Here is a 24,361-nt window from a genome sequence, read left to right as displayed (position 1 = left end):
AGCAATCATAAAAAATGCAACACCGATTGGCGCCGCTGCATCCTGCTGGCGCAGCAATATAACCTCTGCTTGCCCGCATCAACTCTTCGCCAACCTCGGGAGCTGCCACGCCTTTCACCGGCGAGAGCGGCAAACAGCAGAGCGTTGTTTGCAGCGGCGATGCCAATGGGGAGCAGAATACAAGCTTCTGGCGTAACACGGAGGACGCTAAAACTGTAGCCTGCATTCTCGATCCTGGTTAGTCCAGACCGAGCCTCTTGCGCAGGTCGGCATTTTCAGCTCTCAGCTTTTCCGCCAGCAGCTTGCGGAGCCTCTGATTTTCCTCTTCGAGCTGGACAAGATCTGCCAAGTCATCGCCGGCCGGTAGGGGTTTGGTGCTCTTCGTGTCCTTCTGCTCGACAGGTTTCGCAGCACCTTTCCAATGGTAGTAGGTTTGCTCTGATATGCCGGCGGTCTTGATAGCATCCTTGAGAGTGCTGCCTCCGGTGACCTGCGCCGCGATCGCCTTGAGCTTCTCGCTCTTCTCTTGCTCGGTATACCCCCTGCGTTTAGCGGCCGGCTTTGATTGTTCCGGTCCGGAAGCCGCCTTCCGAGGTCGTGGCGACCGCCGCTTCTCAGCCGTTGGTGCTTTCACTTCTGCTTCCGCCGATACAGCCCCGGCTACTGGTCCCGCATTACTCTCGTCAGCCATCAGCAATTCCCTCCTTTAGTGATCGTCTGTTTTCGGCGGAGTGTTCCACAGAGTCAACACAACCATGAGAGTCCTGCTTTACCGATTGTTGAGACCTGGCCTGTGCACTGACAGGCGACGGTGAGAGGCTCCCAACTCTCACCTGAAATAAACGCTACCCTGCCTGCCACAATCCCCCAACTTAATCGTGGCGACCCCCCCATAGATTGGGAGAGCAGGTTCGGATCGGGCACGCAGTATGATACCGCAGGGCACGGCCTTCTCGAGAACACAGCCGTCACGACTAAGGAGTCGGCGGGGGCTTCGCCGCCAAGCTCACGAAACGTCGAATCGGTCAAGCATCTTCTTGAGCTGGACGTTCTGCAGATGGAGCTTTTGAGCGAGTTGAGTCCTCAGCATTTTGATTTCTTCATCGAGTATCGCCACTTCGTGGAAGAACAAGTCACGTGGAGACGAGGGTTGCAGGTTTTGCCGATTCTTTATCGCGACAGCGCTCTGCGCAGTCCGGCGGCCGTTGGCTCCCTTCCCACGTTCTCGACCCTTCAGCAGCGGTTTGTTTTGCGAGTTTGCGATTGCCTCGCTTTTCGGATCTTCGGCACCCGACTGTTCGGCTTCATGACGCGCAGTTGCCGGAGTCTCCTCAGCATCGATCAGCGGTTTTAGCGCCTGTGCGACATCGTCGTCGCCTTTCGCCTTATCCGATGTGACCGAGCCTTGATTAACCGAGACGTCCTCATTGTCTGCAGGTGGGCTGGCGGTTACCGTCGAACCGTGCGGAATTGCGGACCTAGGCTCCACTTCGCTTTCGAGAGCCTTGGAATCGGCATCGGTCCCAACCGAACTCTCTTGCGCTTTCGCGGACGGTCGCAGCGACGCCAATCGAGCAAGGAATTTCCACGGTGATTTCATATGTTCCAACCTTTGAGGAGCCGGACTGTGGTCCCGCTGCAGCTATTGCTTCCTCACAACGGCGACACCGTCGCGGTAACGAGCCTGTGCAACCTGCATGCCACGGCCCCTGCGCGGCAAGGCCATCGCGTCAAGCCTTGTACCGATCAAACGCCGTCAGCCTCTTGACCGGTGGATCGGCCTCTTCCCACCGGTAGATCTCTGACCTCAGGAAAGCGAGCTCCGCGGCGAGCTGCTCCTCGTCGATTTCAATCCACCAGGATTTCGGGCGGCCGTCGCTGCCATCCGACCAGCGGTATCCCCGAGCCTTCAGATGATCTTTCATGTCGAAGGGGCTGTGCTCGGCGAAGATGCGCACGCGCGAGCGCTGACTTGACTTGAGAAGTTCCGCAAAAGCGCTTGGGCCCGTCACCCCGTCGGCGCCGGCTAGCACCTCGAGCAGAGCAAAACAGTCCTCGGCGGCGCGATGGCCATCGTGGAAATAGCCACTTTGGCCAATCAGATAGCCGAGCTTCGTGCCCTCGAAACCACGCGCCGCCCAATCGACTTCCCTGACGGAACAGGCCCATGCCTTTCCGGAAAACATGCTTGAGAACGCCTCGCAGAACGGACGATCAAAGCCGGCATTGTGGGCGATCACCAGGTCGGCCGGGTCGAGCAACGCCCGAAGCGACCCGACATCGATCATCTGTCCCGCAACCATCTCGTCGGTGATTCCGGTCAGGCGGGTGATTTCAGGGGGTATTGGGACGGTTGGCTGCTGCAGGCCGCCGAAAACTCCCGTGACGTCGCCGATATGGCCATCGTCGTCAAACGTGAACGCGACTGCCCCAATTTCGATGATTTCGTCCTTCGTGTGGTCGAGGCCCGTCGTCTCGGTGTCGACGATCACTCCAATGCGAGGAAATCCCGGCCGCGGTATATCGACAATCTGACGGCCGATAAGCTTGCGCAGCACGCGATAGCTGCCGCTCTCCTCCAAAAGCCGGGCCATACCCTCGTCATCGAGTTGCGTCTGCCGCCGCAGCTTCAAGGGTCCTCGCAGCTTTACGACCACGTCATCCCCTGGCTCAGGCGGCGAGGCAAACATATCCAGCTGAGATGCCATTGGGCTTTTGGGTCCTCGGGCTTGGCGCACCAGTGCGGTGCGGATGATGCGTCAGGATAGAAACCGAGTGAGACTCTGGCAACACGAATGAGCTCGGCAGTACAGGACACACGAGTCTGAATGCCAAAAAATCTGTCGAAAAGACACCGACCATTCGGCGCCGCCACCCGGCTACACCTGCTGTGGGGACACGACCCTATCGGTCGATTGACGGTGGGTTGTGCAAGGTTGGAGTTGACCGTTTTCGATAGCAAGGCGACACTTCTGCAGCAAGGCAGGAGGAAAGATGATGGCCGAGCCAGACCACTGGCGCCACATGGCGAGCGCGCCAAGAAACGGCAGTCGGATTCTCGTCACGATCCGCCCGTCCGAACAGGGTGCGGCAGAAGTTGACCTCGCGTATTGGTCGAATGGCGATCAGTTCGGCCCAGAAGGGTGGCGCGCCGCTGATTCCTCGCCCGGCCGCATCATCGAATACGCCGAGCCAGAATTGAAGTGCTGGATGCCCATGCCCTCGGCCAATCTCAATCGCACCTCGATGCCCTCACCCTGGGAAGGCGACGACGAGCAAGAGCTCGATGGGTCGGGGATTTAAGGACGCGCTCCGCCATGTTGCGAAGAGGATACGCAGCGAGTGGCAAAATCCGAGGCGACGACAGCGTGCGCCGCGTCGCGGCTTGCACTCAGCGCTTCAGGGTTCAAGGCGGGACATTATGGATCTTTTAGCTCCAATGGCACAACCGGTCGCACTTGACGTTTCAGAACGCCCCGAAGCTGACTGCACCGCGCGCGGAACACCGCAACGTTGCAGCGATTGGGCATAGGAAACGGGAGGCAATCGAATGTCGGCCGGCGGAGCAAAGAAACAGTCCAGGTAGTCTTCGTTCGGGTGAAGGCAAATGTGAAAGTCGCTGTCTCCGGATGGAAGCTCGTTTCCGTAGGGTACGAAGAACAAGTGCTCTCTCGTCGCCGCGTGATGGTCACCGGGATGGAGGTGAACCGAAAACCCTTTCCGCCCTTTCTTGATCTCGGCGCCAGGTATCGGTTCGCAATCCCCGCCCACCTCATTCCCTCTGCAGCACGCGGGCGGGTATTTCCATTGTCTTTGGGTATGGTGGGCGTTGCCAACCGTGGGGAGGCTAGAGCCAGCAACGGGTATCAGTATGAAGATTAGGAATCTCGTACGGGTCATCGAGGCCACTCCAGCTCGTGGAGACCCTTGGAAATCGAGAGTGTAGGCCCAGCTGCTCAGCCCTAGGTCTGCTTTATCCGGTTCAGATACCGAAAAGTCCTTATGGGGACTTCACGCTTTGAAATGAACGGTCACTTAAAATGACTTCCCATTCCGGGTCAGTACGGCCATGTGATTATCGAAGCCTGTCTGAGCCACCGCTCGACGGCTAACGGACCAAAGAGCTGACTGCATGGAAAACCCGGTCGCATTGACTCGCATCGCCGAAAACAGCGTCTTTCGTAAAGGTGATGTTTTCGTCCTCTTCGGCGAACTATTCGGTCGCGGATATGCGACTGGTTTGCTCGCCGAGGCCCGGCGGGCTGGAATGGACATCGTGGGCATCACGGTCGGGCGGCGCGACGAGAACAACGCACTGCGGCCTCTGGACGCCGAGGAACTCTCTGCCGCCGAGGACCGCCTGGGCGGCAGGATTATCAACATACCTCTTATGGCTGGCTTCGATCTCGACGCTCCGACAGGAGGCCCCACTCCGACGGATCTCCTCGCAACGATGACGCTGGAGAGCTGGGAACATGACAAGCTCGACTGGGACTACATTGAGCAGTGCCGGGAGATCGCCACCTCACGGTTCACGGCTTCGCTTTCACAGGTCATGGCCGTTCTCGACGGAATGATTGCCGACGGCCGCAATGTCTTCTTCGCCCATACAATGGCCGGAGGCATCCCGAAAGCGAAGGTATTCCTGGTTGTTGCCAATCGTATCTACAAGGGACGCGGTCACCGCCACATGTCTTCGCAAGCGCTGCTCGATAGCGATATGGGCAAGCTCATCTTGCAGAATTTCGATGAAGTCTCCGCAATCACCTTTCGACATCTTATCGACTTCAGCGCGGCGATCCGTGAGCGCGTAGAGGCTTCGGGTGCTCAGGTGCGGTACACGGCCTACGGTTACCATGGAACAGCAGTCCTGATTGACGGGAGCTATCGTTGGCAGACCTACACGAACTACACCCAAGGTTACGCCAAAATGCGGCTCGAATGCATCGCGCAAGAATCCTGGGCAGCGGGTGTCAAGGCAACCGTCTATAACTGTCCCGAAATCCGAACCAATTCGTCCGACGTATTTACGGGTATCGAACTTCCCCTGATACCGCTGCTGCTCGCCTTGAAGAAAGAGAACGGTGGCCAATGGGCAGAGGACCAATGGCAGGCATGCCAGGAGCTTCTGGCAGACGGCTACACGATGAAGGATGTGTTCCAAAAAATTACCGATATGCAGGCCAACAAGGTCATGCGTCCGTTTTACGACTTCTCGGCGTGGCCCATGGCAAACAGCCAAGCACAGGCCGATCTGACCATCGGCACGTCCAACGAGATCACGCTGATGCATCGGGACAGCAAGGCGATGATCAGCGACCTCCTGAGTGCTCTCGTGGTGGAGGCGACCGGGCAGCTAATTTTTGGCGCGTCCTCAGATCCCTCCGGGCCCGTCCAGTGGCTCAACCACGATATCGTGGCGCGCCGACTGAACGCTTCCCACCTACAAAGGAAGTCTCCCGCGCCGTTGATCGCAAAAGGGGCGAAAGACTCTCAACTTGAGTTGGCCTGACAGCCTCCCAATATAGCTCGCTCCAGTAGCCTCGGCCTAGCTCGCTCCGACTCAAGGTCCGTTTGCTGAAGGCGGCGAGCGGGAAGAAAAGCTGCGGGCAGACAGGCGCACCGCAAGTGGGTCTACACCGGCGGTCTCGCCGCCCGCTCTTAGCCGCCCGCCAACCTCGGCAGTAGATAGATTTCCGCTCCCGGCGGCAGTTCCTTCGACCAGGTGTCGCGATAGATCGTTCCGTCGATTGCAACCGCAATGCCTCGATCCATGAGTGGCTCGAGCTGAGGAAACCGTTCGCGCAACCTCTCAAACAGTTCCCTGATATTCTTTGCCTCGATCTCGATCTTGCTGTTACCCTCAGCTGCCGCGGCGAGAGAGCCCCAGAGCGTCACCTCGACCATGGGACCTCCTCAGGCGTCAAGTGCTGCCAGGATCCGCGGCGGCGACATGGGAATATGCAGCATTCGCACGCCGACCGCATTGGACACGGCATTGGCCACCGCTGCAAGCGGAGGGACGATGGACGTTTCCCCGACGCCGCGAACCCCATAGGGGTGGTTGGGGTTGGGTATCTCCAGGATCTGCGTGTCTATCATAGGCAGATCCGAGCACACCGGGATACGGTAGTCGAGGAAGCCCGCATTCTGCAGCCTGCCGTCTTTGCCGTAGATATATTCTTCGTTGAGTGCCCAGCCGATGCCCTGCGCGGCGCCGCCCTGGTACTGTCCTTCGACATAGGTCGGATGCACGGCTTTGCCGGCATCCTGCACCACGGTGTAGCGCAGCACCTTGGTGGCCCCCGTTTCGGGGTCGACCTCGATATCGCAGATATGGGTGGCGAAGGATACGCCGGCGCCGTCGGCGACGATCTCACTGTGCCCCGCAATCGGGCCGCCCGTGGTGCCCGATGCCGCCGCAATCTCCTTCAGAGACAGTTTCGGAAGGTTTCCGTGCGTCTCGCCCTTGGCGACGGCATGGCCCTTTTCCCAGGTCACGTCCTCGACCAGAATGTCCCACATCTGCGCCGCACGCTCTCGGAGAATCTTGATCGCGTTGCGGGCAGCAGAAATCGTGGCCATCGAGGACGAGAACGTTCCCCGGCTGCCATCGGTCATGTCGTTGTAGCCGAGACTAGACGTGTCGGCGATCACCGTCCGAACAAGCGCGTAGTCGATCCCGAGCTCCTCTGCGGCCACCAGCGACAGCGATGCGCGCGAACCGCCCACATCCACCGTGCCAACCGCGAGCGAGACCGTCCCATCCATCCCGATGTTCAGATCGGTGCAAGTCTGGCCCCCGAAGTTGAACCAGAACCCGCATGCCATGCCGCGCCCCTGGTTCTTGCCAAGAGGTGCCTTCATGTGAGGATGGTTCTTCACGGCCTCCAGTGTCGGGCCGATGCCGATCGGGCCGTAGACTGGACCGTAGGATGCCTTGGTCCCTTCCTGTGCCGCGTTCCGGATCCGGAAATCGACCGGATCCATGCCGACTTTCTTGGCAAGTTCATCGACGGCGCTTTCCACTGCGAACGCCGCCATCGGCGCCGAAGGCGCACGGTATGCCGCGGTCTTCGGCCGGTTTACCAGCACTTCGTAGCCAACCGTCCTGACATTCTCGAGCTTGTAGCACGCGAATGCGGTCATGGCACCGATCTCGGCCCATGATCCGGCATAGGGGCCGCAGGAATAGCGAAGTGTCGCTTCGGCGGCGATGATCGTTCCGTCCTTCAATGCGCCGATCCTTACGTCGATCGACGTGGCGCTGGTCGGGCCGGACGCGCGAAACACTTCGTCGCGCGACATGACCAGCTTGACCGGCCTGCCGGCCTTGCGCGACAACGCCAGCGCGACCGGCTCAGCCCAGACATGGGTCTTGCCGCCAAAACCGCCGCCGATTTCCGAAGACGTGACGCGCAGCTTGGAAGCATCCATGCCGAGCAGTTGTGCGCAGTGCTGGCGATAGACAAAGTGGCCCTGGGTGCAAACCCAAAGGTCCGCTGTGCCGTCCGAATTGACATTGGCGACGCAGGCGTGAGGCTCAATATAGCCCTGGTGGGTCTGCTCGGTCTTGAATGTCCGCTCGACAACGAAGTCGGCCCTTGCCATGCCGGCATCGACGTCGCCATGCCCGAACTGGCTCCGCATCGAGACATTCGAAGGGCGATCGGGCTTGGGGTCAACGCCTGTTGTGATGATCGTGTCGTTGACGAGCGGAGCATCCGGCGCGAACGCCTGGTCAACATCGGTAACGTGCGGCAGGAGTTCATACTCGACCTCGATGAGCTTGAGCGCCTGCTTGGCGGTTCGCGCATCGATTGCCGCCACGGCGGCCACAGCGTGACCGTCGTAGAGCGCCTTCTTGCGCGCCATGCAGTTGTCGAGAATGTCATACATCGCCGCGTCACCATCGGTGAGGTCGGGCAGGTCCGCCGCCGTCAAAACCGCCTTGACGCCAGGAAGTCGCGCGGCCTTCGACGTGTCGATCTTGCGAATGATGGCATGAGCGTGCGGGCTGCGCAAAATCCGTCCGACCAACTGGCCGGGCATGTTGAAGTCCGCGCCGTAGCGCGCGCGGCCCGTCACCTTGTCGACTCCATCCGGCCGGATGGGACGGGTACCCACGGAGGAGAAGCTGCGTTTCGAGTGGCTCGGATCAAAATTCATGGTCAAGCTCCTCTCATCACGCCTGCTGCGTCCTGAACGGCGCGCACGATCTTGTCGTAGCCGGTGCAACGACACAGATTTCCGGCAAGACCGAAGCGTATTTCCTCTTCGGTCGGATCCGGATTCTTCGCCAGCAGATCCTTTGCGGCAATGAGGAAGCCGGGTGTGCAGATGCCACATTGCAAGGCGGCATGCTCGAGAAACTTTTGTTGCAGCGGATGAAGCTGGTCACCCTGTGCCATGCCCTCGACGGTTTCGATGCGCCGGCCTTCCGCCTCTGCCCCAAGCACGAGACAGGAGCAGACCAGGCGATCGTCGAGAATGATGCTGCAGGCGCCGCAGTCACCCGTGCCGCAGCCTTCTTTCGCTCCCATGAGCCCGAGGCGATCACGCAACACGTCAAGCAGCGTCTCGTCGGCGTGGCAGAGAAACTCGGCGTTGTCGCCATTGATGTTCGTTGAAACCGCTATGCCTGCCATCATTTCTGTCCTGCACGCTGATAGGCGGCCAGCGCGACCCGCTTGGCCAGCACTCCCGCGACTTTCCTTCGGAATTCTACAGTGCCTCGCTTGTCGTCTATGGGACGACAGGCGCCTGAACAGGCCGCGGCCAGGCGGTCAAGCGTCTTGTCGTCGACGCGGGAACCAGTGAGGATTTCGGCCGCTTCCTTGACCAGAAACACCGTCGGCGCCGCCGCGCCAAGCGCGACGCGCGCCGACTGGATGACGCCCTGATCATCAAGAGTGAGATTCACCGCGGCACTGACGACCGCAATATCCATCTCGGTGCGTGGGGTGAACCGTTGATAGGCGTCGCCCGAACGCGGCTGGCGCTTGTCGAGCAGAATGGCCTCGATGATCTCTCCGGGCGCAAGCGACGTCTTGCCCGGCCCGACCGGCACCATTTCGACAGCGATTGTGCGGGAGCCGGCCGGCCCCCTGATCAGAGCCTTTGCACCGGCAGTCACCAGCGCGGGCACGCTGTCGGCCGCAGGCGATGCGTTGCAGAGATTTCCGACGATGGTGCAACGCCCCTGCACTTGCTTGGAACCGATGAGATTGGCCCCTTCCAATACGCCGGGCCACGCCCGCCGGAGCGCTGCATTCTCGCCGAGGACCGCGCAAGGCACCGCAGCGCCGATGACGAAGCCATCCTCGCTTTCAGTTATGAGTCTCAGGACGTCTATAGCTTTGATGTCGATGATGAGCTCGGGTTCGATGAAGCCCCCCTTCATTCTCACGAGCAGATCACTTCCGCCGCCCAGAACGGCTGCCTTGCCTGCCGCTTCCGCCAAGAGAGCAACGGCATCTTCGATTGAACTAGGACGAATATAGCGCAAAAGAACCCTCCTCTTTATGCATCGGGCCGAGACGCTAAACCCGCAGACCCAACTGTGTCGAGCTCCAGCATGATCTTCCTTTTCACGCTATGAGCTGCGCTGTTTGGTTGCAAGCCGTGTTGCGCTGGGAAGCGACGGCCAGCACCAACAGCTGAATCAAATGAAATAGCATCAATGGGAGTATAATAATGGCTATTTCGGCAGAATCGAAAAGAATGCCAGCCGTAGGCAGCCCGGTCGCGAGGCTCTTGATCGAGCCACAAAACAGTAGCCCCAGGCGATCAGACCTTGGCATACCAGCCAACGGCCCGCCGTAAGGACGACGGTTAGAATGCAAAGAGCGATCAGAAGCGTTATGACGGACCAAGAAAGACAATTCCAGATTCCGGCGACAACACCGGCCGAGAAGGCGGAATAGACGATCAGTAGCCTGGATGTTTGTGGATTGGATCGACCCAATAGAGTGTGGAGCAGGCCACTCCTGACTCCGCGACACCATCATTGTGAGGGACGACCACCGGCCCTTCAAACCTGGCGGGCCGGGTTCCGCCCGTTACACCATCTTCTTGACTCAGAACGTGAACATCCTCGCACCAAGCCATGCACGGGACTCGTGAAGAACGGCTGCCTTTTGACCCTTTCCGGAATTTCGGAACAAGCGCAGGTACGGCATTGCAGCCAATCGATTCATCGCAAAAACGAGCCTCCTGCCCCGGTGTTTCCGAACGGACAGTCACCTGTATTTGAACCGCCAGCCCGGCGAGAAGCAGGGAGCGCACCCCCATCTCGCGAAGCCCGGGCCATCAGGGGAAACGGTGAGCGCCGAAGTCGCGCCGGCGGAGCCTGATGGCGAGCGCGATCGAAGCGAGAGCAAAGCCAAGCAGGCTGACGCCGCTCCAGGCGTCGTAGCTCCATAGAGCCACGGCTAGCGCCGATCCAGCCGCGGCGCCAAGAAACATGCTCGTCATGAAGATAGTGTTGATGCGGCTGCGGGCCTGCGGATCGAGCGCGTAGATAATGTGCTGATTGGCAATCAGGGCGACCTGAATGCCGACATCGAGAACGATAGCCGATCGGCGTGGCCCCCATTCGGGCGTGGGGCTGGGGGCTGCGCTGACACTGTTCGCGTGGGCAGTGCTCGGCTTCTGGGCCTCGATACCAGGACTTCTCATCGGCGTCATCGTCCCAGCCAGGGGCGCGGCAAGCACGCCGACGGCACCGAGGTCCGGCAGAGCCATATACATCATGGCCGCGCCGACCAGCGCGAGTGGCGCGCTGACCCAGAACATGTCGCGCCAGCTCAAATGCTCACCGACGAAGCCGGACACAGTGCGGCTGAGCAGGATGCCGGAAAGGACGCCGGCCATGACCGTACCAATTGCCACACCGCGCCGCTCGGGCTAGGCAAGCGCCGCAGCCATGGGGACGATCTGCTGGGCAACGGTGGCACAATTCACCGGGTTCCGCTGCTTTGAATGCTCAAAGATCGGCGAGCGACGATGCAGCCGCGGCTCCTCCAAAGGCGCTTATGTTCACTTGGTTTGACGACGGGGTTAGCACCTTTTGCGGGCGGCGTCACGTGCCCATACCAGGCCTGAATGGCTCTACCGTCCGCGGTAGCTCAAAGTGGCCGATGACATCGCCGAAAGCCGGTCCGTTTCCCGCGTCAAGCGGTCGCGCAGCGGCGATCGGATGCAAACCGGATCGGTTGCGCGCGCATCGCCAGCAAGCGCCATCGCCTGGCAACGGCAGCCGCCGAAGTCGATCTGTTTGCGCTCGCAGCTGCGGCAGAGCTCCGGCATCCAGGCCTCGCCCCGATAGGCGTTGAAGGCGTCGCTCGCGTACCAGATCTCAGAAAGCGTGTCGTCGCGGATGGTCTTGAAGGTGAGGCCCGGGATCGTTTCGGCCGCGTGGCACGGAAGCACTCGGCCGGACGGGGTGATATTGAGGCCGACGCGGCCCCAGCCACCCATGCAAGCCTTCGGGTATTGGGAATAATAATCGGCCGGTACATAGTCGATCACCAGGATGCCCTGATATTTCTCCCGGGCTGCAGCGACGGTGCGCGTCGCGTGCTCGACCTGTTCGCGCGTCGGCAGCAGCGCCGCCTTGTTGCGCTCGGCCCAGCCGTGAAACTGCACCGTCGCGATCTCGATGCGGCGCGCCCCAAGCCGGATCGCCAGCGCGATCATGGCGTCGATCTCGCCCATGTTCTGCCGGTGGCAGACGGCGTTGACCGTCAGCGGAATGCCGGTGGCCGCGATCCAGTTTGCAACGGCCATCTTTCGCTCATAACCGCCCTTGTAGCCGGCGATCCGGTCGGCGCCTTCGGGGGAAACACCCTGGATCGACAACTGAACGTGGTCGAGACCGGCATCGGCCAGGTCGTTGATCCTCCCCTCCGTCAAACCGACGCCCGAGGTGATCAGATTGCTGTAAAGCCCGAGCGAAACCGCCGCCCGCGTCAGGTCGACGAGATCGCGCCGCGCCGCCGGCTCGCCGCCGGACAGGTGCAGATGCAGTACGCCGAGAGCGGCCGCCTGGCTGAAGACGTTGATCCATTCTTCGGTCGACAGTTCTTCGTCCCCCGGTGTCAGGGCGATCGGGTTGGAGCAATAGGGGCAGGCCAACGGACAGCGATGCGTCAGCTCCGCCAGCATCGCCATCGGCGGCGGCACGCGCGCGACAGCGGCGCCGGCATGGTTTGTGGCGGCGATGGCGCTGCTCATGCGACGATCTCCAGCAGGCGGCGATTGGCGAGTTCCTCGACGAAAGCCCTGACGTCGGCGGCGATATCGGCGGCCGGGGCGTCGAACTTTTGGGCAAAATTGTCGACGATCCGGTCGAGGCTGCGCTGGCCGTCGAGCGCCTCGACGATGGCAACGGCAATATCGTCGAGCGCCATCGCCCGCTCCGGGGCCAACAGCACCGCCTGGCCGCGAACCGGATCCTCGTGCAGGCGCACGCCGCGGGCCAGTCTGACGACGCTCGTCCCTGAAATCCCCGCCCCTGAAGTCATCGCCGCATCGGCGCTCATTCAGCTGCCTCCCGCGCCGTCGGGTTAACGACGACACCTTGCTCGCCGTCCCAGCCGCCCGGCGGGATCAGCCCGGGCGTCACATAGGCGGAATAAAGCGCGTCGAGCTGCGACCACAGAACGTCGGTCTTGAAGGTCAGCGCCGCGGCGGCGGCATCCTGCTTTTCAACCGTGTCGGCGTGATCGAGCACATAAGCAAGGCCGAATTCGACGTCGCGCGGCGCCTCCGCCAGTCTTTGGCGGAAGTAAGCGAGCGCCGCCTGGTCTGCGAACGCATAGTGCGCCAGCAACCCTGCAATGCGCTCCGAATGGATTTTGGGCGCAAAAAGCTCCGTGAGTGATGAGGCCACCGCCTCGAGTAGCGGCTTCTCCCGCACGAACGACACATAGGCGTCGACGGCAAATCGGGTCGCAGGCAGGACGCCCCGCGTCGAAGCGACATGGGCCGGGTCGAGTCCGACCGCTTCCGCGAGACGCAGCCAACGGCGGATGCCGCCGCCCCCGTCGATACCGCCGTCGTGGTCTTCAATCCGGGAACGCCAGGCCCGGCGCAGGTCCGAGTCGTCGCAGCGCGACAGAAAGGCCGCGTCCTTCATCGGAATGCGGCTCTGGTAATAGTAGCGGTTGATCACCCAGGCGCGGACCTGCGTCATCGTTGCGCGGCCGCCGTGGAGCATCGCGTGGAAAGGATGCTTGTCGTGATAGCGTTCCTCCCCGATCGCCAAAAGGCGAGCGTGAAAAGCTTGCTTGTCAGTTGCCGTCGTCACAGGCTGACCTCCATGCCGTCGAACCCGACTTCGAAGCCACGGCTTTCCACCGTGGTGCGCTCGGGGCCAGGCCGCCAGATCGGGTTCGTGTTGTTGATGTGGACATAGATCTTTCGGCGAATGTTCAGGCCGTCCAATGCGTCGAGGCTGCCGCCCTCGCCGGCGATCGGCATGTGGCCCATGCGACGGCCCGTCTTGCGCCCCGTGCCGGTCGCAATCATCTCACGGTCAGTAAAGAGCGTGCCGTCGAAGAACAGCGCGTCGGCACCCGCGAGGCGCCCGCCGAGACCGGAATTCATCAGGCCGCAGCCCGGGATATAATAAACGCGCTTGCTGCCAGCTCTGAGCTCGACCCCGACGGTATTTTCGCCCTCGACGTTGAGATCCGGTTCGTCGTCCTCGAGAAACAGCGGCACCTTGCCGGGAACGGAAAAGAACCGCGCCTCGAGGTCGGGAAGTGGAAAGAAAACTTCCTCGATCGCGACGCTCCGCCGTGCAACCAGGTCCGGATCGAGCACGCCGAAGACCGGATTTTCGGCGATGATTTCGCCGACCGAACCGGTGGAAAACAGCATGAACGGCTGCTTTTCCCTGAGGACCAGCAGTCCGGCCAGATGATCGATGTCGCCGTTGGTCAGCACCACGCTCTCGATCGGACTGTGGCGCAGGCGGCGCGGCTGCAACGGACGATTGTGCTCAATCTGCTGGCGGATGTCGGGCGAGGCATTGAAGACCGCCCAGGCTTCGCCATCGCGGCTGACGGCCAGCGATGATTGGCTTTGCGACTTGAGGCCGGAGCCCGGATCACGCGCCAGCGTGCAGTTCAGGCAGCCGCAATTCCACTGCGGAAGGCCGCCGCCAGCGGCGGCCCCCAGAACGATGATACGAAGATCGGACGTCTCTGCCACCGGAGCACCTCCGTACTGTGAGCCGACCATCGTAGGGCGGCGTGTCAAAAAAGGACCGGCTCGTCCCCGTCCGCGGGAACGTAGCGGTTGATTTCCATAGCGCAGCTTACGTCGATGAATTTCGGTTTATGCCAGGACATGTTTTCTCCTCTGCCATGACCAGTTGGTGTGCTCGATCCGGTATCCACATGCGCGCTCGCGGCCGGTCGAACACGAGACGAGCTTGCCCGTAAGAGCTCTGCTCGGGTGAAGAGCCGGAACGGCTGTTTGCTGCACCGGCAAGGCCCGGCGACCGCGCTATCGCTGGACTTTTCGCAAATCGTTTCCTGCGCCGCCTGAGGGCGTGCACCGACGGAGCCCGTGAGGACTTCGCGCATCCGCCCGCTTCTCCGGAATATTCCCGGCGAAAGTTGCCGATCGCAGAGCGTCATTTCAGCGCTTTAACGCGCTCCTCACCTGAAGCGGTAAATGAAAGCTCTTGGCTGGTCGCCTTCTGAGATCGGTCTGACGAACATCACGGAACCTCCCCTTCCGTAAGCAAATGGTAACGACCACGCAGATCTCCGCAATACGACCTACGGACAATCGACATCGGGCCTGCCGCGGGTAACGCGCGGAGCTGCGAGGTCGCCGACACTACGACCAAGGTGCAATAGCCCGTAGCTTTGTCGCAGGAGGATGATCAGTGCCGCTAGACGGTTGCGCCTCACGCGACCATTGTGAGGGAAGGAGATCAATATGAACAGATTGATGCTGACTGCCGTGACGGTCCTGTCACTGGCGGGACTGGCCCAGGCGGAGGTGACGGAGGAAGACCTCGCCAAGGACGCCACTACGGTCGGCGATGTACTGACAAACGGCATGGGGAGGGGTCTGCAGCGCTTCTCCCCGCTCGAGACGCTCAACAAGAACAACGTCAAGAACCTTGTGCCCGCCTGGGCATTCAGCCTCGGCGGCGAAAAGCAGCGGGGGCAGGAAAGCCAGCCGATTGTCTACGACGGGATCATGTATATCACGGCCTCCTACAGCCGCCTTTTCGCCATCGATATCAAGACCGGCAAGGAGCTCTGGCAGTTCGATGCCCGCCTGCCGGAAGGCATCCTGCCCTGCTGTGACGTGGTGAACCGCGGTGCCGCGATCTATGGCGACAATATCTACTTCGGAACACTCGACGCCCGCCTCGTCGCACTGAACCGCAAGACGGGCGATGTGGTCTGGAACAAGAAGATCGCCAATTACAAGGAGGGCTACAGCTACACCGCCGCGCCGCTGATCGTGAACGGCCTGGTAATCACCGGCAATTCCGGCGGCGAGTTCGGCGTCGTCGGCGAGGTGCAGGCGCGCGACACCAAGAACGGCGAGCTTGTCTGGACTCGGCCCGTCATAGAAGGGCACATGGGCACCTACAAGGGCAAGGAAAGCACCATGACCGGGACGTTGAACGCGACTTGGCCCGGCGACCTGTGGAAGACCGGGGGCGGTGCCACCTGGCTCGGTGGCTCCTACGACGCCGATACCGACACGCTTGTCTTCGGCGCCGGCAACCCCGCCCCCTGGAACAGCCACCTGCGTGGCGCCGGCAAGCCGGTCGAGGGCAACAACGGCGACAACCTCTACGCCGCAAGTCGACTCGGCATCAATCCCGAGAATGGCGAGATCAAGTGGCACTTCCAGACAACGCCCCGCGAAGGATGGGACTTCGACGGCGTCAACGAGGTTGTTCCCTTCATCTCCAGGGATGGCAAGAAGCGGTTCGCAACCGCCGACCGAAACGGCTTCTTCTACATTCTCGATCGCGAGGACGGGAAGTTCGTCGCCGCCTATCCTTTCGTTAAGAACATAACCTGGGCCAAGGGCATCGATAAGAACGGTCGCCCGATCTATGTGGAAGAAAACCGTCCCGGCGATCCTACCGCGGCGGCCGACGGTGGCAAGGGACAGCAGGTTTTCGCGGTACCGTCGTTCCTCGGTGGCAAGAACTGGATGCCGATGGCCTATAGCCAGAAGACCGAGCTCTTCTATGTGCCCTCAAACGAATGGGGCATGGACATCTGGAACGAGCCGATCTCCTATAAGAAGGGCGCGGCCTATCTCGGTGCCGGCTTCACCATCAAGCCGCTTTTCGAGGACTATATAGGCTCGCTGAAAGCGATCGATCCCAACAGCGGCGAGGTCAAGTGGGAATACAAGAATAGCGCTCCGCTCTGGGGCGGGGTGATGGCAACGGCGGGCGGGCTTGTCTTCGTCGGGACGCCCGAGGGTGAATTCAAGGCTCTCGACGATGAGACCGGCGAGGTCCTCTGGACTTTCCAAACCGGTTCCGGGATCGTCGGCCAGCCCATCACCTGGGAACAGGACGGAGAGCAATATGTGTCGGTCATTTCCGGCTGGGGCGGTGCCGTTCCGCTCTGGGGCGGCGAAGTCGCCAAGAAGGTCAATTACCTCAACCAGGGTGGCATGGTGTGGACCTTCCGTTTGCCAAAACAGTTGGCTTTGGCACAATAGGCACAAGGGGTCGGGCTTTGGCAGCCCGGCCCTCGAACGCCGTGACTACGGCAGAATAATGCGGAGCGCTCGCACATGATCATCATCCGCAATTCCTTCCATACACCGCGTCCGAACCTGGCGGTGCCACCTCTACTCAAACCGGTCGAGTTGCGATCGGCGCTGATCGTGGACGATCACCCCTTGTTCTGCGATGCCCTAGCGATGACATTGACCGGTCTTGTCGGCATCGGATCCATCGATTCCGTGGGGACGCTGGACGCCGCCCTTGCACGGCTGGACGGCGATACACCGCCGGATGTCGTGGTGCTCGATCTCAATCTGCCGGACGTCAATGGACTTGACGGCGTCGTCCGGCTGAGACAGGCGGTTCCCGGGGTCCCGATCGTCGTTGTCTCGTCGCTGGACGAATTGAAGATCATCCGGGCCTTGCTCAAGGCGGGGATCAACGGCTTCGTGCCGAAGCATGCGGTTCGAGACGAGTTTCGTGCCGCCTTCGCAGCGATTTCTCGAGGCGAAATCTATGCCCCCCAGATGGCGTTGGAGCCGGGCAGCCCTTCCTTGTCGGACGAAGCAATTGCCCGGCTGGGGCTGCTGACGCGCCAACAGGCGAAGATTCTGCAGCTCGTCTGCGCCGGCCTGATGAACAAGCAGATCGCCTATGAGCTTTCCATCGCCGAAACCACGGTGAAAGCGCATGTCACCGCGATTATGCGCAAACTCGGCGTCCAGACGCGGATGCAGGCGGTATTGTTCGCACACGAGGCTAGTTTCACGGCACTGACGCCGGAGGAATGACGCCCCCCGGTCTGCCGCCCTCGAAAGTTCGCTGGATTCCGGACCGATTACGGTTTTACTGTAGTGTCGGGAGGAAGAGGGAATGAGGATATTCGCTGGGAGCGGCATCGCATGCGAGGCGATCGTCCCGCGCGGCAGCGTTTCGGCGCGCGATCCGAACGCCTTGGAGACATTGGCACGGCAACTGGGGCCGGGACCTTTTTCGCTGATCATGCTTTTCGTTTCGCCGGCGGCCGACCTGGAGCGTCTGCCCAGCCAAGCAGCGCGGGTCTTCGGTGACATCCCGATCGTCGGTTGCACCACCGCAGGCGAAATTTCCGACGCTGGGTACAACGAGGACTCCATCGTCGCGATCGCCCTCCCCGCAGCGTACTTCCGCGTCGATACGCTGACGATCCCCGACCTGTTGCGGCTTGACCCGCCCGCTCTCGCCGCCGCCCTCGTCCGAACGCGCACGGCGATGGCTGAGCGCCATCCCGAGCTTGCGCATGAGTTCGCCATCCTCCTGGTGGATGGGCTTTCGCAGAAGGAAGACGAACTGATCTCGGCACTTGCGGCAGGCATGGGAGCAACGCCGATGCTCGGCGGTTCGGCCGGCGACGGGACGCGCTTTACCCGGACCTTCGTGCTCGACGGCCACCGGCTATCGGAGAACGCGGCCGTGCTGGCGTTGGTGCGCACGGAGTGTCCGGTGCGCGTTTTCAATTTCGATCACCTCGTGCCGACCGAAAGACGAATGGTGGTCACCGAGGCCGATCCCCGCCACCGCATCGTCCGCCAGATCAACGCGGAGCCCGCCGCACGAGAATACGCGCGTCTCGTCGGCATGGATCCCGAGCAGCTCAGTACGTTTACGTTTGCCGCCCATCCCGTCGCGGTCCGCATGGGAATGCGGCATCACGTGCGCGCCATCCGTCAGGTGATGGAAAACGGCGACCTTATTTTCTTCTCGGCTATCGACGAGGGTGTGGTGCTGACGATCACCGAGCCCGGTGACATGATCGGCCAGCTCAACCGCGAGCTCACACGCCTCTCTTTGCCCGAGCGTCCGACAGCGATCCTTGCCTTCGACTGTATCCTGCGCCGGTTGGAGGCCGAGGAAAAGCAGATCGTTGGCCGCGTCTCCGAGCTCTTGCGCCGCCACAGGGTAATCGGCTTCTGCACCTATGGCGAGCAGTTCGGCCCGATGCACGTGAACCAGACGATGACCGGCGTCGCCATCTATCCGCCAGGCACCGTGCTACCCGAAAAGGTTCCGTAATGGCCCGCATCTCTGACTGGCTGATTGATCCCGACGGCCGTCCCGAGCGCAACACCGAGAAGCTTCTGACCATCGCCGAAGTGCTGATGCGTCAGGTCGAGCAGGCATCTGGCGAACGTGGAATCGCCTACGAGCAGTTCCAGCGCTCCGCCCAGCTGGAAGAGCGGGTGCGGCAACGCACATCCGACCTCGAGGCGACGCTGAAGGTGCTCAACGATACGAACGCGCGGCTGGCTGAGGCCAAACATGCGACCGAGCGCGCTCGCCGCAACCTCGCGGATGCCATCGAGGCTGTGGAGGAAGGGTTTGCCCTCTTCGATGCCGGCGAAATCCTGGTGATGTACAATTCGAGATTTTGCTGCGATCTTCAGGACGTGCGAGCCGTCCTTCATCCCGGCCTGCCGTTTGCGGATTATATCGAAGCCTGCAGCCGTTCGCGCTTTCTGGCGCTGCCGGAGGGCGAGGCGCCGGCCGGCTGGATGGCAACGAGAATGCAGCGCCATCACGCGCGCAGCGTGTTCCAGGTGGCGCTTGCCGGTGACCGCTGGCTCCAGGTGAGCGAGCAGCCCACATCCGACGGCGGTACGGTCGTGCTCCAGACGGATGTCACCGAGATCATTCGCATGGAGCGAACCGAGCGCGGAAGAATGCTGGATGATCAGGCCCGGCTGATTCGCGCGACGCTGGAACATATCAACCAGGGAATCTGCATCTTCGACGCGGCCGGCCGGCTGGTGGGCTGGAACGAGCGGCTCCGCCTGCTGCTCGATATTCCCGTGACAGTCCTGCGCACCGGCATCGGCTTCGACACGCTGCAGCGCTGGATCCGTCGCGACAGCGAACTGGTCAGCGCCCTCGCTCCTTCGGCCCTTTCCGCCTGGGCAGCCCAAACGACAACGCGGCCCCCCTTGTTCCTGGAGATCCGCCGCACTTCGGGAATGATTCTCGTCGTGTTTGCAGAGGAGACGCCGGATCGAGGCTTCGTGATGTCGTTCAGCGACGTGACGCGCGAACGGCAGGCGATCCAGGCAATGCAGCGCGCCAACGCCTCTCTTGAGGCGCGGGTGGCCGCCCGCACGGAAGACTTGCGCGCCGCGTTGGCCGATGCGGAACGGGCCAATTCCACGCGCACGCGTTTCGTTGCAGCGGCCAGCCACGATCTCTTGCAGCCGCTCTCCGCCGCGAAGCTCTTCGTAGCCTCGGCCCGCGACGAAACGCATGACGATCACGCCGGCAGCACACTCGACAAGGCCCACAAGGCGCTGGCAAGCGTTGAAGCGATCCTCGGGGCGCTGCTCGATATCTCGCGGCTGGATGAGGCGGTAGTCGAGATTTCGCCGGTGCGCCTCGCATCGCTGATCGCGCAACTCACCGACGAATTTGCGCCGATCGCCGAGCGCAAGGGTCTGAAACTCGCCATCCTGCCCTGTGCGATGACGGTCTTCAGCGATCCGGCCTATCTCAGACGCATCCTGCAAAACCTCATCGGCAATGCCATCCGCTATACCCGCACCGGCCGCGTGCTCGTGGGTCCGCGGCGCATACCGGGCGGCGTACGCATCGAGGTGCACGATACTGGTCCCGGCATTCCGGCCGAGGAGCAGCAGGCGATCTTTCGTGAGTTCCATCGGCTCAATGCCACCGCTTCCGCTTCGGAGGGCTTGGGGCTTGGCCTCGCCATCGTGGAGCGCGCCTGCACGCTGCTCAATCACCGACTTACGCTGCGCTCGACGCCGGGGCGCGGCACATGTTTTGCGATCGAGCTGGAGCAGGCACCCTCGCGTACCTCGGCGAGTTACCCTGGCGCCGACGCTGCAGATGCCGACCCGTCGAACGACTGCGGCGACCGCATCGCGCTTCTCATCGAGAACGACGAGGAACTGCGGCACGCGATGAGTCTGCTCCTGGAGCGGCGCGGAATCACGGTCCTGGAAGCGGGAAGCGGCGAGGAAGCGCTGGAACTGGTCGATGAGATGGGCATCGTGCCCGATCTCTATCTGGTCGACCAGCAGCTCGGGGAGGGATTGACCGGCGTCGAGACTCTGACCGCGCTCAAGATACGCCACGGCGAGCGCCCGGCGAGGATCATCACCGCCGATCGATCACCGAGTTTGCGCGACGCCTGCGCTGCAGCCGAGATCGAGATGATCTACAAGCCCATCGACCTCGAGGTGCTCGAAGCCTTCGTTACCAGCGCATGACGAACGGCCGCCGTCCCGAGCTCCACAGGTACCCACCTCAGGCCTCCTCCGGGGCATGGCTCGCGTTTCCGATCGCCATCTCCCCCTCAACTTATTGAAATTGAACACACTCGTGCGGACGGTCGCTTCGACCGGCACCAAGGTCGCATTGTATCGCCCTGCCCTTTCGATATTTGATTTTGTCAGCTTCAAACCGCAGGGAGAGATGAATGCTGAGAAGAATGGGTATCATGGCCGCAACCGTGCTCGTTGCCGGCGGGGCCCTTGCCGAGGAACACGAAGTAAAGATGTTGAACAAAGGCGAGAGCGGGGCGATGGTCTTCGAGCCGGCCTTAGTCAAAGCCGCGCCCGGTGACACGATCCGCTTCGTGCCGGCGGACAAGGGCCACAATGTCGAGTCGATAAAAGGCATGCTGCCCGACGGCGTGGGCAAGTTTAAAAGCAAGGTCAACGAAGAATACGTGATGATCGTCACCGTGCCGGGCCTCTACGGCGTCAAGTGCTCGCCGCACTTCTCCATGGGCATGGTGGCATTGATCCAGGTGGGCGACGTGCCGACCAATGTCGAATTGGCAAAGGCCGTGAAGCTGCCGGCGAAGGCGGACGAACGCATGAAGGCGGCGCTCGCGGCACTTGCCCCTTAGCGATCCGGAAATTGCCGCGCCGCACGCCTGTTCAGGTGCGTGGCGCGGTTGCATCTTGCATGGCGCCAAAGCGATTAGCGATTGGTCAGTCCTGCGCGAAACAATCGTGGTCTAACTAGGTCCTCCGCGCCGCCAGTCCACGCGCCGGGTCGTAGCCCCAAATAGCCGCGGCGCCGAAGACGGCAAGGGCGGCGATCGTGACGGCAAGTCCGAGCGGGTCGAGTTTCGTATAAAGGGCAAAGCGGATCAGCTCGACTGCATGCGTGAACGGATTGATGGCGCAGATGTCGCGCAGGCGCGGCGACGCTTCCGCCATCTTCCACAGCGGATAGAGGGCGGACGAAAGAAAGAAGACGGGGAAGATGACGAAGTTCATCACGCCAGCGAAGTTTTCCAGCTGCCGGATGAACGAGGAAAGAACAAGCCCGAGCGCTCCCACCATCAGCGCGCCGAGCATGATGGCAGGAAAAGCAGCAAGGTAGCCGCCGGGTGAGAAGCGGACGCCCCAGGCCGCTGCGACAGCGAGAAAGACATAGGCCTGCAGCACCGAGATCAGGCTGCCGGCGACGAGCTTGCACGTCAGCAGCCACCAACGCGGCAGCGGGGCCGTCAGCAAAAGGCGCATCGAGCCCATCTCGCGGTCGTAGACTAGGCTCAGCGAGGACTGCATGCCGTTGAACAGGAGGATCATGCCGACGAGGCCAGGGACGATGTATATCTCGTAGGTGATGTAAGTCTGGTAGGGCGGCGTGATCGAAAGGCCGAGCGCGGCGCGAAAACCGGCGGCGAAGACGATCAGCCATACCAGCGGGCGCACGAGCGCCGCGAGAAGCCGACCCCGCTGGCCGAGAAAGCGCAGCGCTTCCCGCTGCAAGATGGCGCTGAGGGCGACAATGGCGCAATGAAAAAAGGCGAGCGCAGCTCTCCCCTGCGCATCCCGATCCAGCCCGTCGGTATCGACGACGTTCAGGGTCTTTGGGGGGGTCGGCGCGAAAGCATCCAGATCTGGCACAGCGTTCATGACACAGCTCCGGTTAACGCAATGAACCGCCCGCTGAGATCTGCACCGCCGATCTCACCTGCTTCGCCGGAGGCAAGAACGCGGCCGCAGTGAAGAATGATGAGTCGGTCCGGCGGGCGGATCTCATCGACGAGGTGAGTAGCCCAAAGCACGGTCAGGCCATCGTCCGCAGCAAGCCGGTGCACGTGGTCGATGATGGCGACGCGAGCGGCGGCATCAAGGCCGACCGTAGGCTCGTCGAGGAGCAGGACCGAAGGGCAGTGCATCAAGGCACGGGCAATCTCCATCCGTCGCCGATGGCCGCCGTTGAGCGCTCCGGCCCTTTCGCCGGAGCGTTCCGCCATGCCAAGTCGCTCGAGCACCGCCATCACTCGCGCCTCGGCGCGGCGGCCGAAAAGGCCGTGGAGGGCGGCGAAATAAAGAAGATTGCGCCGGACGGTGAGATCGAGGTCGACGGTCGGCTGCTGGAAGACGACGCCGATGTGCCGAAGGGCGCCGTGCGGTTCGCGCGCGAGATCATGACCGGCGATCGAGATCGCTCCTGCCTGCGGCGTGAAAAGCCGCGTCATCAGGCCGAACAGCGTCGACTTGCCAGCGCCGTTCGGCCCGAGGAGAGCGCAGAACTCACCGCGGCCGACGGAGAAGCTCACGTCTTCGAGTGCCCGCTTCGCCCCCCACATATGGGTTATCGACTCGATCGCCAGTCCGCTCATGCCCGCCCCCATGTCCGATGGTTTCCTGTCCGTCACGGGCGAGCAGCAGCCCCCCAAGGAAAGCGGCCGACCTTGATCGACTTGACCGGTTCGCGCGCTGCCACATCGATCACCGTGACGTCGCCGGAAACACCATTCGTGGTGAAGAGCTGCTTGTGGTCTGGCGAGAAGGCCATATGCCAGACGCGTCGACCGACGAGGATGTATTCCTCGACCGCCAATGTCTGCATGTCGATCACGGCCACGTGGTTCGATGGGCCGAGCGCGACGAACGCCGTTTTGCCGTCGGGCGCGAATTCAAAGCCGACGGGCTGAATAAGGTCTGCATTGATCCCGGTGATGCCGAACGCGATCTTGCCCTTCTCCGCCTGGGTCGCGACGTCGAAGACGGTGACCGTTCCGCCGATCTCGGAGGATACCCAAAGCTCGCGGCCGTCCGCGGTGAACTCCGCATGCCGAGGCCGGCTGTCGACCAGTGTATTGGCGAAAATCGTCATCGTCGCCGTATCGATCCAATGGGCCATGTTTGTCGTTTCGGAAGTCGTCACGACGATCTTGCCGTCCGGCGAAACAGCCATGCCCTCGGGCTCGATGCCGACATTGATCTGCGCAACGACGCTGCGGGTATCAACGTCGACCACTGTCGTCACTGCGTCATCTTCGTTAGCGATCCACAGGTGCTTGTCGTCGGGTGCGAGCACGAACTGCTCCGGATCCTCGCCCGAAGGAAGCTCATGAAGGATTTCACCGGTTCGGGCGTCCATTACCTCGACCGCGTCGCTGTCGGATGCACAGATGTAGGCACGCGAATGGTCGGAATTGAACGTGATGCCGCGCGGGCGTTCGCCCGTGGCGATTGTGCGCACGACTTCGAGCGTCGCGGTGTCTATCACCGAGATGTTGTCGTCCTTCTCATTCGTAACCCAGATTTCGCCGGCGGAGGCGGCGATCGGAAACGCGGCGATGGGAAGCGCTAGGAAAAGAAAGACTCGTCTCAT

General features: G+C 61.8%; 24 protein-coding genes. 7 read left to right on the top strand and 17 right to left on the bottom strand.

The annotated features are described in order from the left end of the window. Nucleotides 1–238: 238 nt before the first annotated feature. The 3 genes from AC4P1R_RS25605 to AC4P1R_RS25595 all read right to left on the bottom strand — a co-directional run bounded on the left by AC4P1R_RS25605 (nucleotide 239) and on the right by AC4P1R_RS25595 (nucleotide 2,708). On the bottom strand, nucleotides 239–691 hold the full coding sequence (locus AC4P1R_RS25605) for a transposase (protein ID WP_151613212.1): 453 nt from the start codon (nucleotides 689–691) through the stop codon (nucleotides 239–241). A gap of 315 nt (nucleotides 692–1,006) precedes the next feature. After that, on the bottom strand, nucleotides 1,007–1,600 hold the full coding sequence (locus AC4P1R_RS25600) for a hypothetical protein (protein ID WP_151613211.1): 594 nt from the start codon (nucleotides 1,598–1,600) through the stop codon (nucleotides 1,007–1,009). A gap of 130 nt (nucleotides 1,601–1,730) precedes the next feature. Beyond that, the gene (locus AC4P1R_RS25595; protein ID WP_151613210.1) at nucleotides 1,731–2,708 is read right to left on the bottom strand and encodes a 3'-5' exonuclease; all 978 of its coding nucleotides are present in this window, start codon (nucleotides 2,706–2,708) and stop codon (nucleotides 1,731–1,733) included. A 289-nt stretch (nucleotides 2,709–2,997) separates the two neighbouring features. Between AC4P1R_RS25595 and AC4P1R_RS25590 the strand changes: the two genes are divergently transcribed. Continuing rightward, nucleotides 2,998–3,303: a hypothetical protein gene (locus AC4P1R_RS25590; RefSeq protein WP_151613912.1), complete on the top strand. Its 306-nt coding sequence runs from the start codon at nucleotides 2,998–3,000 to the stop codon at nucleotides 3,301–3,303. Between the two features lie 829 nt (nucleotides 3,304–4,132). Then, nucleotides 4,133–5,512: an enoyl ACP reductase FabMG family protein gene (locus AC4P1R_RS25585; protein ID WP_273362069.1), complete on the top strand. Its 1,380-nt coding sequence runs from the start codon at nucleotides 4,133–4,135 to the stop codon at nucleotides 5,510–5,512. Between the two features lie 149 nt (nucleotides 5,513–5,661). On the opposite strand, the gene AC4P1R_RS25580 is transcribed toward AC4P1R_RS25585, so the two are convergent. The 11 genes from AC4P1R_RS25580 to pqqA form a co-directional block, all read right to left on the bottom strand. Then, on the bottom strand, nucleotides 5,662–5,907 hold the full coding sequence (locus AC4P1R_RS25580; RefSeq protein ID WP_151613208.1) for a MoaD/ThiS family protein: 246 nt from the start codon (nucleotides 5,905–5,907) through the stop codon (nucleotides 5,662–5,664). A gap of 9 nt (nucleotides 5,908–5,916) precedes the next feature. Further along, complete coding sequence (locus tag AC4P1R_RS25575; RefSeq protein ID WP_492178241.1) at nucleotides 5,917–8,169, bottom strand: xanthine dehydrogenase family protein molybdopterin-binding subunit; 2,253 nt, start codon at nucleotides 8,167–8,169, stop codon at nucleotides 5,917–5,919. 2 nt (nucleotides 8,170–8,171) lie between these two features. Beyond that, on the bottom strand, nucleotides 8,172–8,648 hold the full coding sequence (locus AC4P1R_RS25570) for a (2Fe-2S)-binding protein (RefSeq protein WP_046119627.1): 477 nt from the start codon (nucleotides 8,646–8,648) through the stop codon (nucleotides 8,172–8,174). Continuing rightward, nucleotides 8,648–9,508, bottom strand: a complete 861-nt coding sequence (locus tag AC4P1R_RS25565) for an FAD binding domain-containing protein (RefSeq protein WP_492178240.1) — start codon at nucleotides 9,506–9,508, stop codon at nucleotides 8,648–8,650. Before AC4P1R_RS25565 ends, AC4P1R_RS25570 begins: the two co-directional genes overlap by 1 nt. A gap of 82 nt (nucleotides 9,509–9,590) precedes the next feature. Further along, nucleotides 9,591–9,803 carry a bile acid:sodium symporter gene (locus AC4P1R_RS25560; protein WP_492178854.1) on the bottom strand — a complete coding sequence of 71 codons (213 nt, stop codon included), beginning with the start codon at nucleotides 9,801–9,803 and terminating at the stop codon, nucleotides 9,591–9,593. Between the two features lie 508 nt (nucleotides 9,804–10,311). Next, on the bottom strand, nucleotides 10,312–10,893 hold the full coding sequence (locus tag AC4P1R_RS25555; protein ID WP_492178239.1) for an MFS transporter: 582 nt from the start codon (nucleotides 10,891–10,893) through the stop codon (nucleotides 10,312–10,314). A gap of 219 nt (nucleotides 10,894–11,112) precedes the next feature. Then, nucleotides 11,113–12,237: a pyrroloquinoline quinone biosynthesis protein PqqE gene (gene pqqE / locus AC4P1R_RS25550; RefSeq protein ID WP_273362077.1), complete on the bottom strand. Its 1,125-nt coding sequence runs from the start codon at nucleotides 12,235–12,237 to the stop codon at nucleotides 11,113–11,115. Continuing rightward, entirely contained in the window at nucleotides 12,234–12,545 is a 312-nt protein-coding gene (pqqD, locus tag AC4P1R_RS25545) for a pyrroloquinoline quinone biosynthesis peptide chaperone PqqD (RefSeq protein ID WP_151613203.1), read from the bottom strand. The genes pqqE and pqqD overlap by 4 nt, the downstream gene beginning before the upstream one ends. Then, on the bottom strand, nucleotides 12,542–13,312 hold the full coding sequence (gene pqqC / locus AC4P1R_RS25540; protein WP_151613202.1) for a pyrroloquinoline-quinone synthase PqqC: 771 nt from the start codon (nucleotides 13,310–13,312) through the stop codon (nucleotides 12,542–12,544). The genes pqqD and pqqC overlap by 4 nt, the downstream gene beginning before the upstream one ends. Beyond that, nucleotides 13,309–14,220, bottom strand: a complete 912-nt coding sequence (pqqB, locus tag AC4P1R_RS25535; protein WP_492178238.1) for a pyrroloquinoline quinone biosynthesis protein PqqB — start codon at nucleotides 14,218–14,220, stop codon at nucleotides 13,309–13,311. The genes pqqC and pqqB overlap by 4 nt, the downstream gene beginning before the upstream one ends. 44 nt (nucleotides 14,221–14,264) lie before the next feature. Next, on the bottom strand, nucleotides 14,265–14,360 hold the full coding sequence (pqqA, locus tag AC4P1R_RS25530; RefSeq protein WP_069460988.1) for a pyrroloquinoline quinone precursor peptide PqqA: 96 nt from the start codon (nucleotides 14,358–14,360) through the stop codon (nucleotides 14,265–14,267). 598 nt (nucleotides 14,361–14,958) lie between these two features. On the opposite strand from pqqA, the gene AC4P1R_RS25525 reads away from it, so the two are divergent. From AC4P1R_RS25525 to AC4P1R_RS25505, 5 genes are all read left to right on the top strand, one after another. Then, the gene (locus tag AC4P1R_RS25525; protein ID WP_151613200.1) at nucleotides 14,959–16,725 is read left to right on the top strand and encodes a PQQ-dependent methanol/ethanol family dehydrogenase; all 1,767 of its coding nucleotides are present in this window, start codon (nucleotides 14,959–14,961) and stop codon (nucleotides 16,723–16,725) included. A 75-nt stretch (nucleotides 16,726–16,800) separates the two neighbouring features. Continuing rightward, complete coding sequence (locus tag AC4P1R_RS25520) at nucleotides 16,801–17,523, top strand: response regulator (protein ID WP_492178237.1); 723 nt, start codon at nucleotides 16,801–16,803, stop codon at nucleotides 17,521–17,523. Between the two features lie 82 nt (nucleotides 17,524–17,605). Then, nucleotides 17,606–18,784, top strand: a complete 1,179-nt coding sequence (locus tag AC4P1R_RS25515; protein ID WP_492178236.1) for an FIST N-terminal domain-containing protein — start codon at nucleotides 17,606–17,608, stop codon at nucleotides 18,782–18,784. Next, nucleotides 18,784–20,985: a hybrid sensor histidine kinase/response regulator gene (locus AC4P1R_RS25510; RefSeq protein ID WP_492178235.1), complete on the top strand. Its 2,202-nt coding sequence runs from the start codon at nucleotides 18,784–18,786 to the stop codon at nucleotides 20,983–20,985. The genes AC4P1R_RS25515 and AC4P1R_RS25510 overlap by 1 nt, the downstream gene beginning before the upstream one ends. 209 nt (nucleotides 20,986–21,194) lie before the next feature. Beyond that, nucleotides 21,195–21,629, top strand: a complete 435-nt coding sequence (locus AC4P1R_RS25505; protein WP_492178234.1) for a pseudoazurin — start codon at nucleotides 21,195–21,197, stop codon at nucleotides 21,627–21,629. A 115-nt stretch (nucleotides 21,630–21,744) separates the two neighbouring features. On the opposite strand, the gene AC4P1R_RS25500 is transcribed toward AC4P1R_RS25505, so the two are convergent. Genes AC4P1R_RS25500 through AC4P1R_RS25490 form a run of 3 tightly spaced genes read right to left on the bottom strand, consistent with a single transcriptional unit; the run spans nucleotide 21,745 to nucleotide 24,361 of the window. Further along, nucleotides 21,745–22,650 (bottom strand): ABC transporter permease, encoded by a 906-nt coding sequence (locus tag AC4P1R_RS25500; RefSeq protein WP_492178233.1) that lies wholly within the window; start codon nucleotides 22,648–22,650, stop codon nucleotides 21,745–21,747. Then, nucleotides 22,647–23,363 carry an ABC transporter ATP-binding protein gene (locus AC4P1R_RS25495; RefSeq protein ID WP_492178232.1) on the bottom strand — a complete coding sequence of 239 codons (717 nt, stop codon included), beginning with the start codon at nucleotides 23,361–23,363 and terminating at the stop codon, nucleotides 22,647–22,649. Before AC4P1R_RS25495 ends, AC4P1R_RS25500 begins: the two co-directional genes overlap by 4 nt. Before the next feature lie 32 nt (nucleotides 23,364–23,395). Further along, the gene (locus AC4P1R_RS25490; RefSeq protein ID WP_492178231.1) at nucleotides 23,396–24,361 is read right to left on the bottom strand and encodes a YVTN family beta-propeller repeat protein; all 966 of its coding nucleotides are present in this window, start codon (nucleotides 24,359–24,361) and stop codon (nucleotides 23,396–23,398) included.

The sequence above is a fragment of the Sinorhizobium sp. Y406 genome (assembly GCF_058732025.1).
The sequence above is the reverse complement of the archived record's forward strand: the minus strand, read 5'-3'. Positions and strand labels throughout refer to the sequence as shown.

Excerpts from the sequence above, each read along its gene's own strand:
- AC4P1R_RS25605 (WP_151613212.1), bottom strand. The coding sequence starts at position 691 with ATGGCTGACGAGAGTAATGCGGGACCAGTAGCCGGGGCTGTATCGGCG.
- AC4P1R_RS25600 (WP_151613211.1), bottom strand. The coding sequence starts at position 1,600 with ATGAAATCACCGTGGAAATTCCTTGCTCGATTGGCGTCGCTGCGACCG.
- AC4P1R_RS25595 (WP_151613210.1), bottom strand. The coding sequence starts at position 2,708 with ATGGCATCTCAGCTGGATATGTTTGCCTCGCCGCCTGAGCCAGGGGAT.
- AC4P1R_RS25590 (WP_151613912.1), top strand. The coding sequence starts at position 2,998 with ATGGCCGAGCCAGACCACTGGCGCCACATGGCGAGCGCGCCAAGAAAC.
- AC4P1R_RS25585 (WP_273362069.1), top strand. The coding sequence starts at position 4,133 with ATGGAAAACCCGGTCGCATTGACTCGCATCGCCGAAAACAGCGTCTTT.
- AC4P1R_RS25580 (WP_151613208.1), bottom strand. The coding sequence starts at position 5,907 with ATGGTCGAGGTGACGCTCTGGGGCTCTCTCGCCGCGGCAGCTGAGGGT.
- AC4P1R_RS25575 (WP_492178241.1), bottom strand. The coding sequence starts at position 8,169 with ATGAATTTTGATCCGAGCCACTCGAAACGCAGCTTCTCCTCCGTGGGT.
- AC4P1R_RS25570 (WP_046119627.1), bottom strand. The coding sequence starts at position 8,648 with ATGGCAGGCATAGCGGTTTCAACGAACATCAATGGCGACAACGCCGAG.
- AC4P1R_RS25560 (WP_492178854.1), bottom strand. The coding sequence starts at position 9,803 with ATGCCAAGGTCTGATCGCCTGGGGCTACTGTTTTGTGGCTCGATCAAG.
- pqqE (WP_273362077.1), bottom strand. The coding sequence starts at position 12,237 with ATGAGCAGCGCCATCGCCGCCACAAACCATGCCGGCGCCGCTGTCGCG.
- pqqD (WP_151613203.1), bottom strand. The coding sequence starts at position 12,545 with ATGAGCGCCGATGCGGCGATGACTTCAGGGGCGGGGATTTCAGGGACG.
- pqqA (WP_069460988.1), bottom strand. The coding sequence starts at position 14,360 with ATGTCCTGGCATAAACCGAAATTCATCGACGTAAGCTGCGCTATGGAA.
- AC4P1R_RS25525 (WP_151613200.1), top strand. The coding sequence starts at position 14,959 with ATGAACAGATTGATGCTGACTGCCGTGACGGTCCTGTCACTGGCGGGA.
- AC4P1R_RS25520 (WP_492178237.1), top strand. The coding sequence starts at position 16,801 with ATGATCATCATCCGCAATTCCTTCCATACACCGCGTCCGAACCTGGCG.
- AC4P1R_RS25515 (WP_492178236.1), top strand. The coding sequence starts at position 17,606 with ATGAGGATATTCGCTGGGAGCGGCATCGCATGCGAGGCGATCGTCCCG.
- AC4P1R_RS25510 (WP_492178235.1), top strand. The coding sequence starts at position 18,784 with ATGGCCCGCATCTCTGACTGGCTGATTGATCCCGACGGCCGTCCCGAG.
- AC4P1R_RS25505 (WP_492178234.1), top strand. The coding sequence starts at position 21,195 with ATGCTGAGAAGAATGGGTATCATGGCCGCAACCGTGCTCGTTGCCGGC.
- AC4P1R_RS25500 (WP_492178233.1), bottom strand. The coding sequence starts at position 22,650 with ATGAACGCTGTGCCAGATCTGGATGCTTTCGCGCCGACCCCCCCAAAG.
- AC4P1R_RS25495 (WP_492178232.1), bottom strand. The coding sequence starts at position 23,363 with ATGAGCGGACTGGCGATCGAGTCGATAACCCATATGTGGGGGGCGAAG.
- AC4P1R_RS25490 (WP_492178231.1), bottom strand. The coding sequence starts at position 24,361 with ATGAGACGAGTCTTTCTTTTCCTAGCGCTTCCCATCGCCGCGTTTCCG.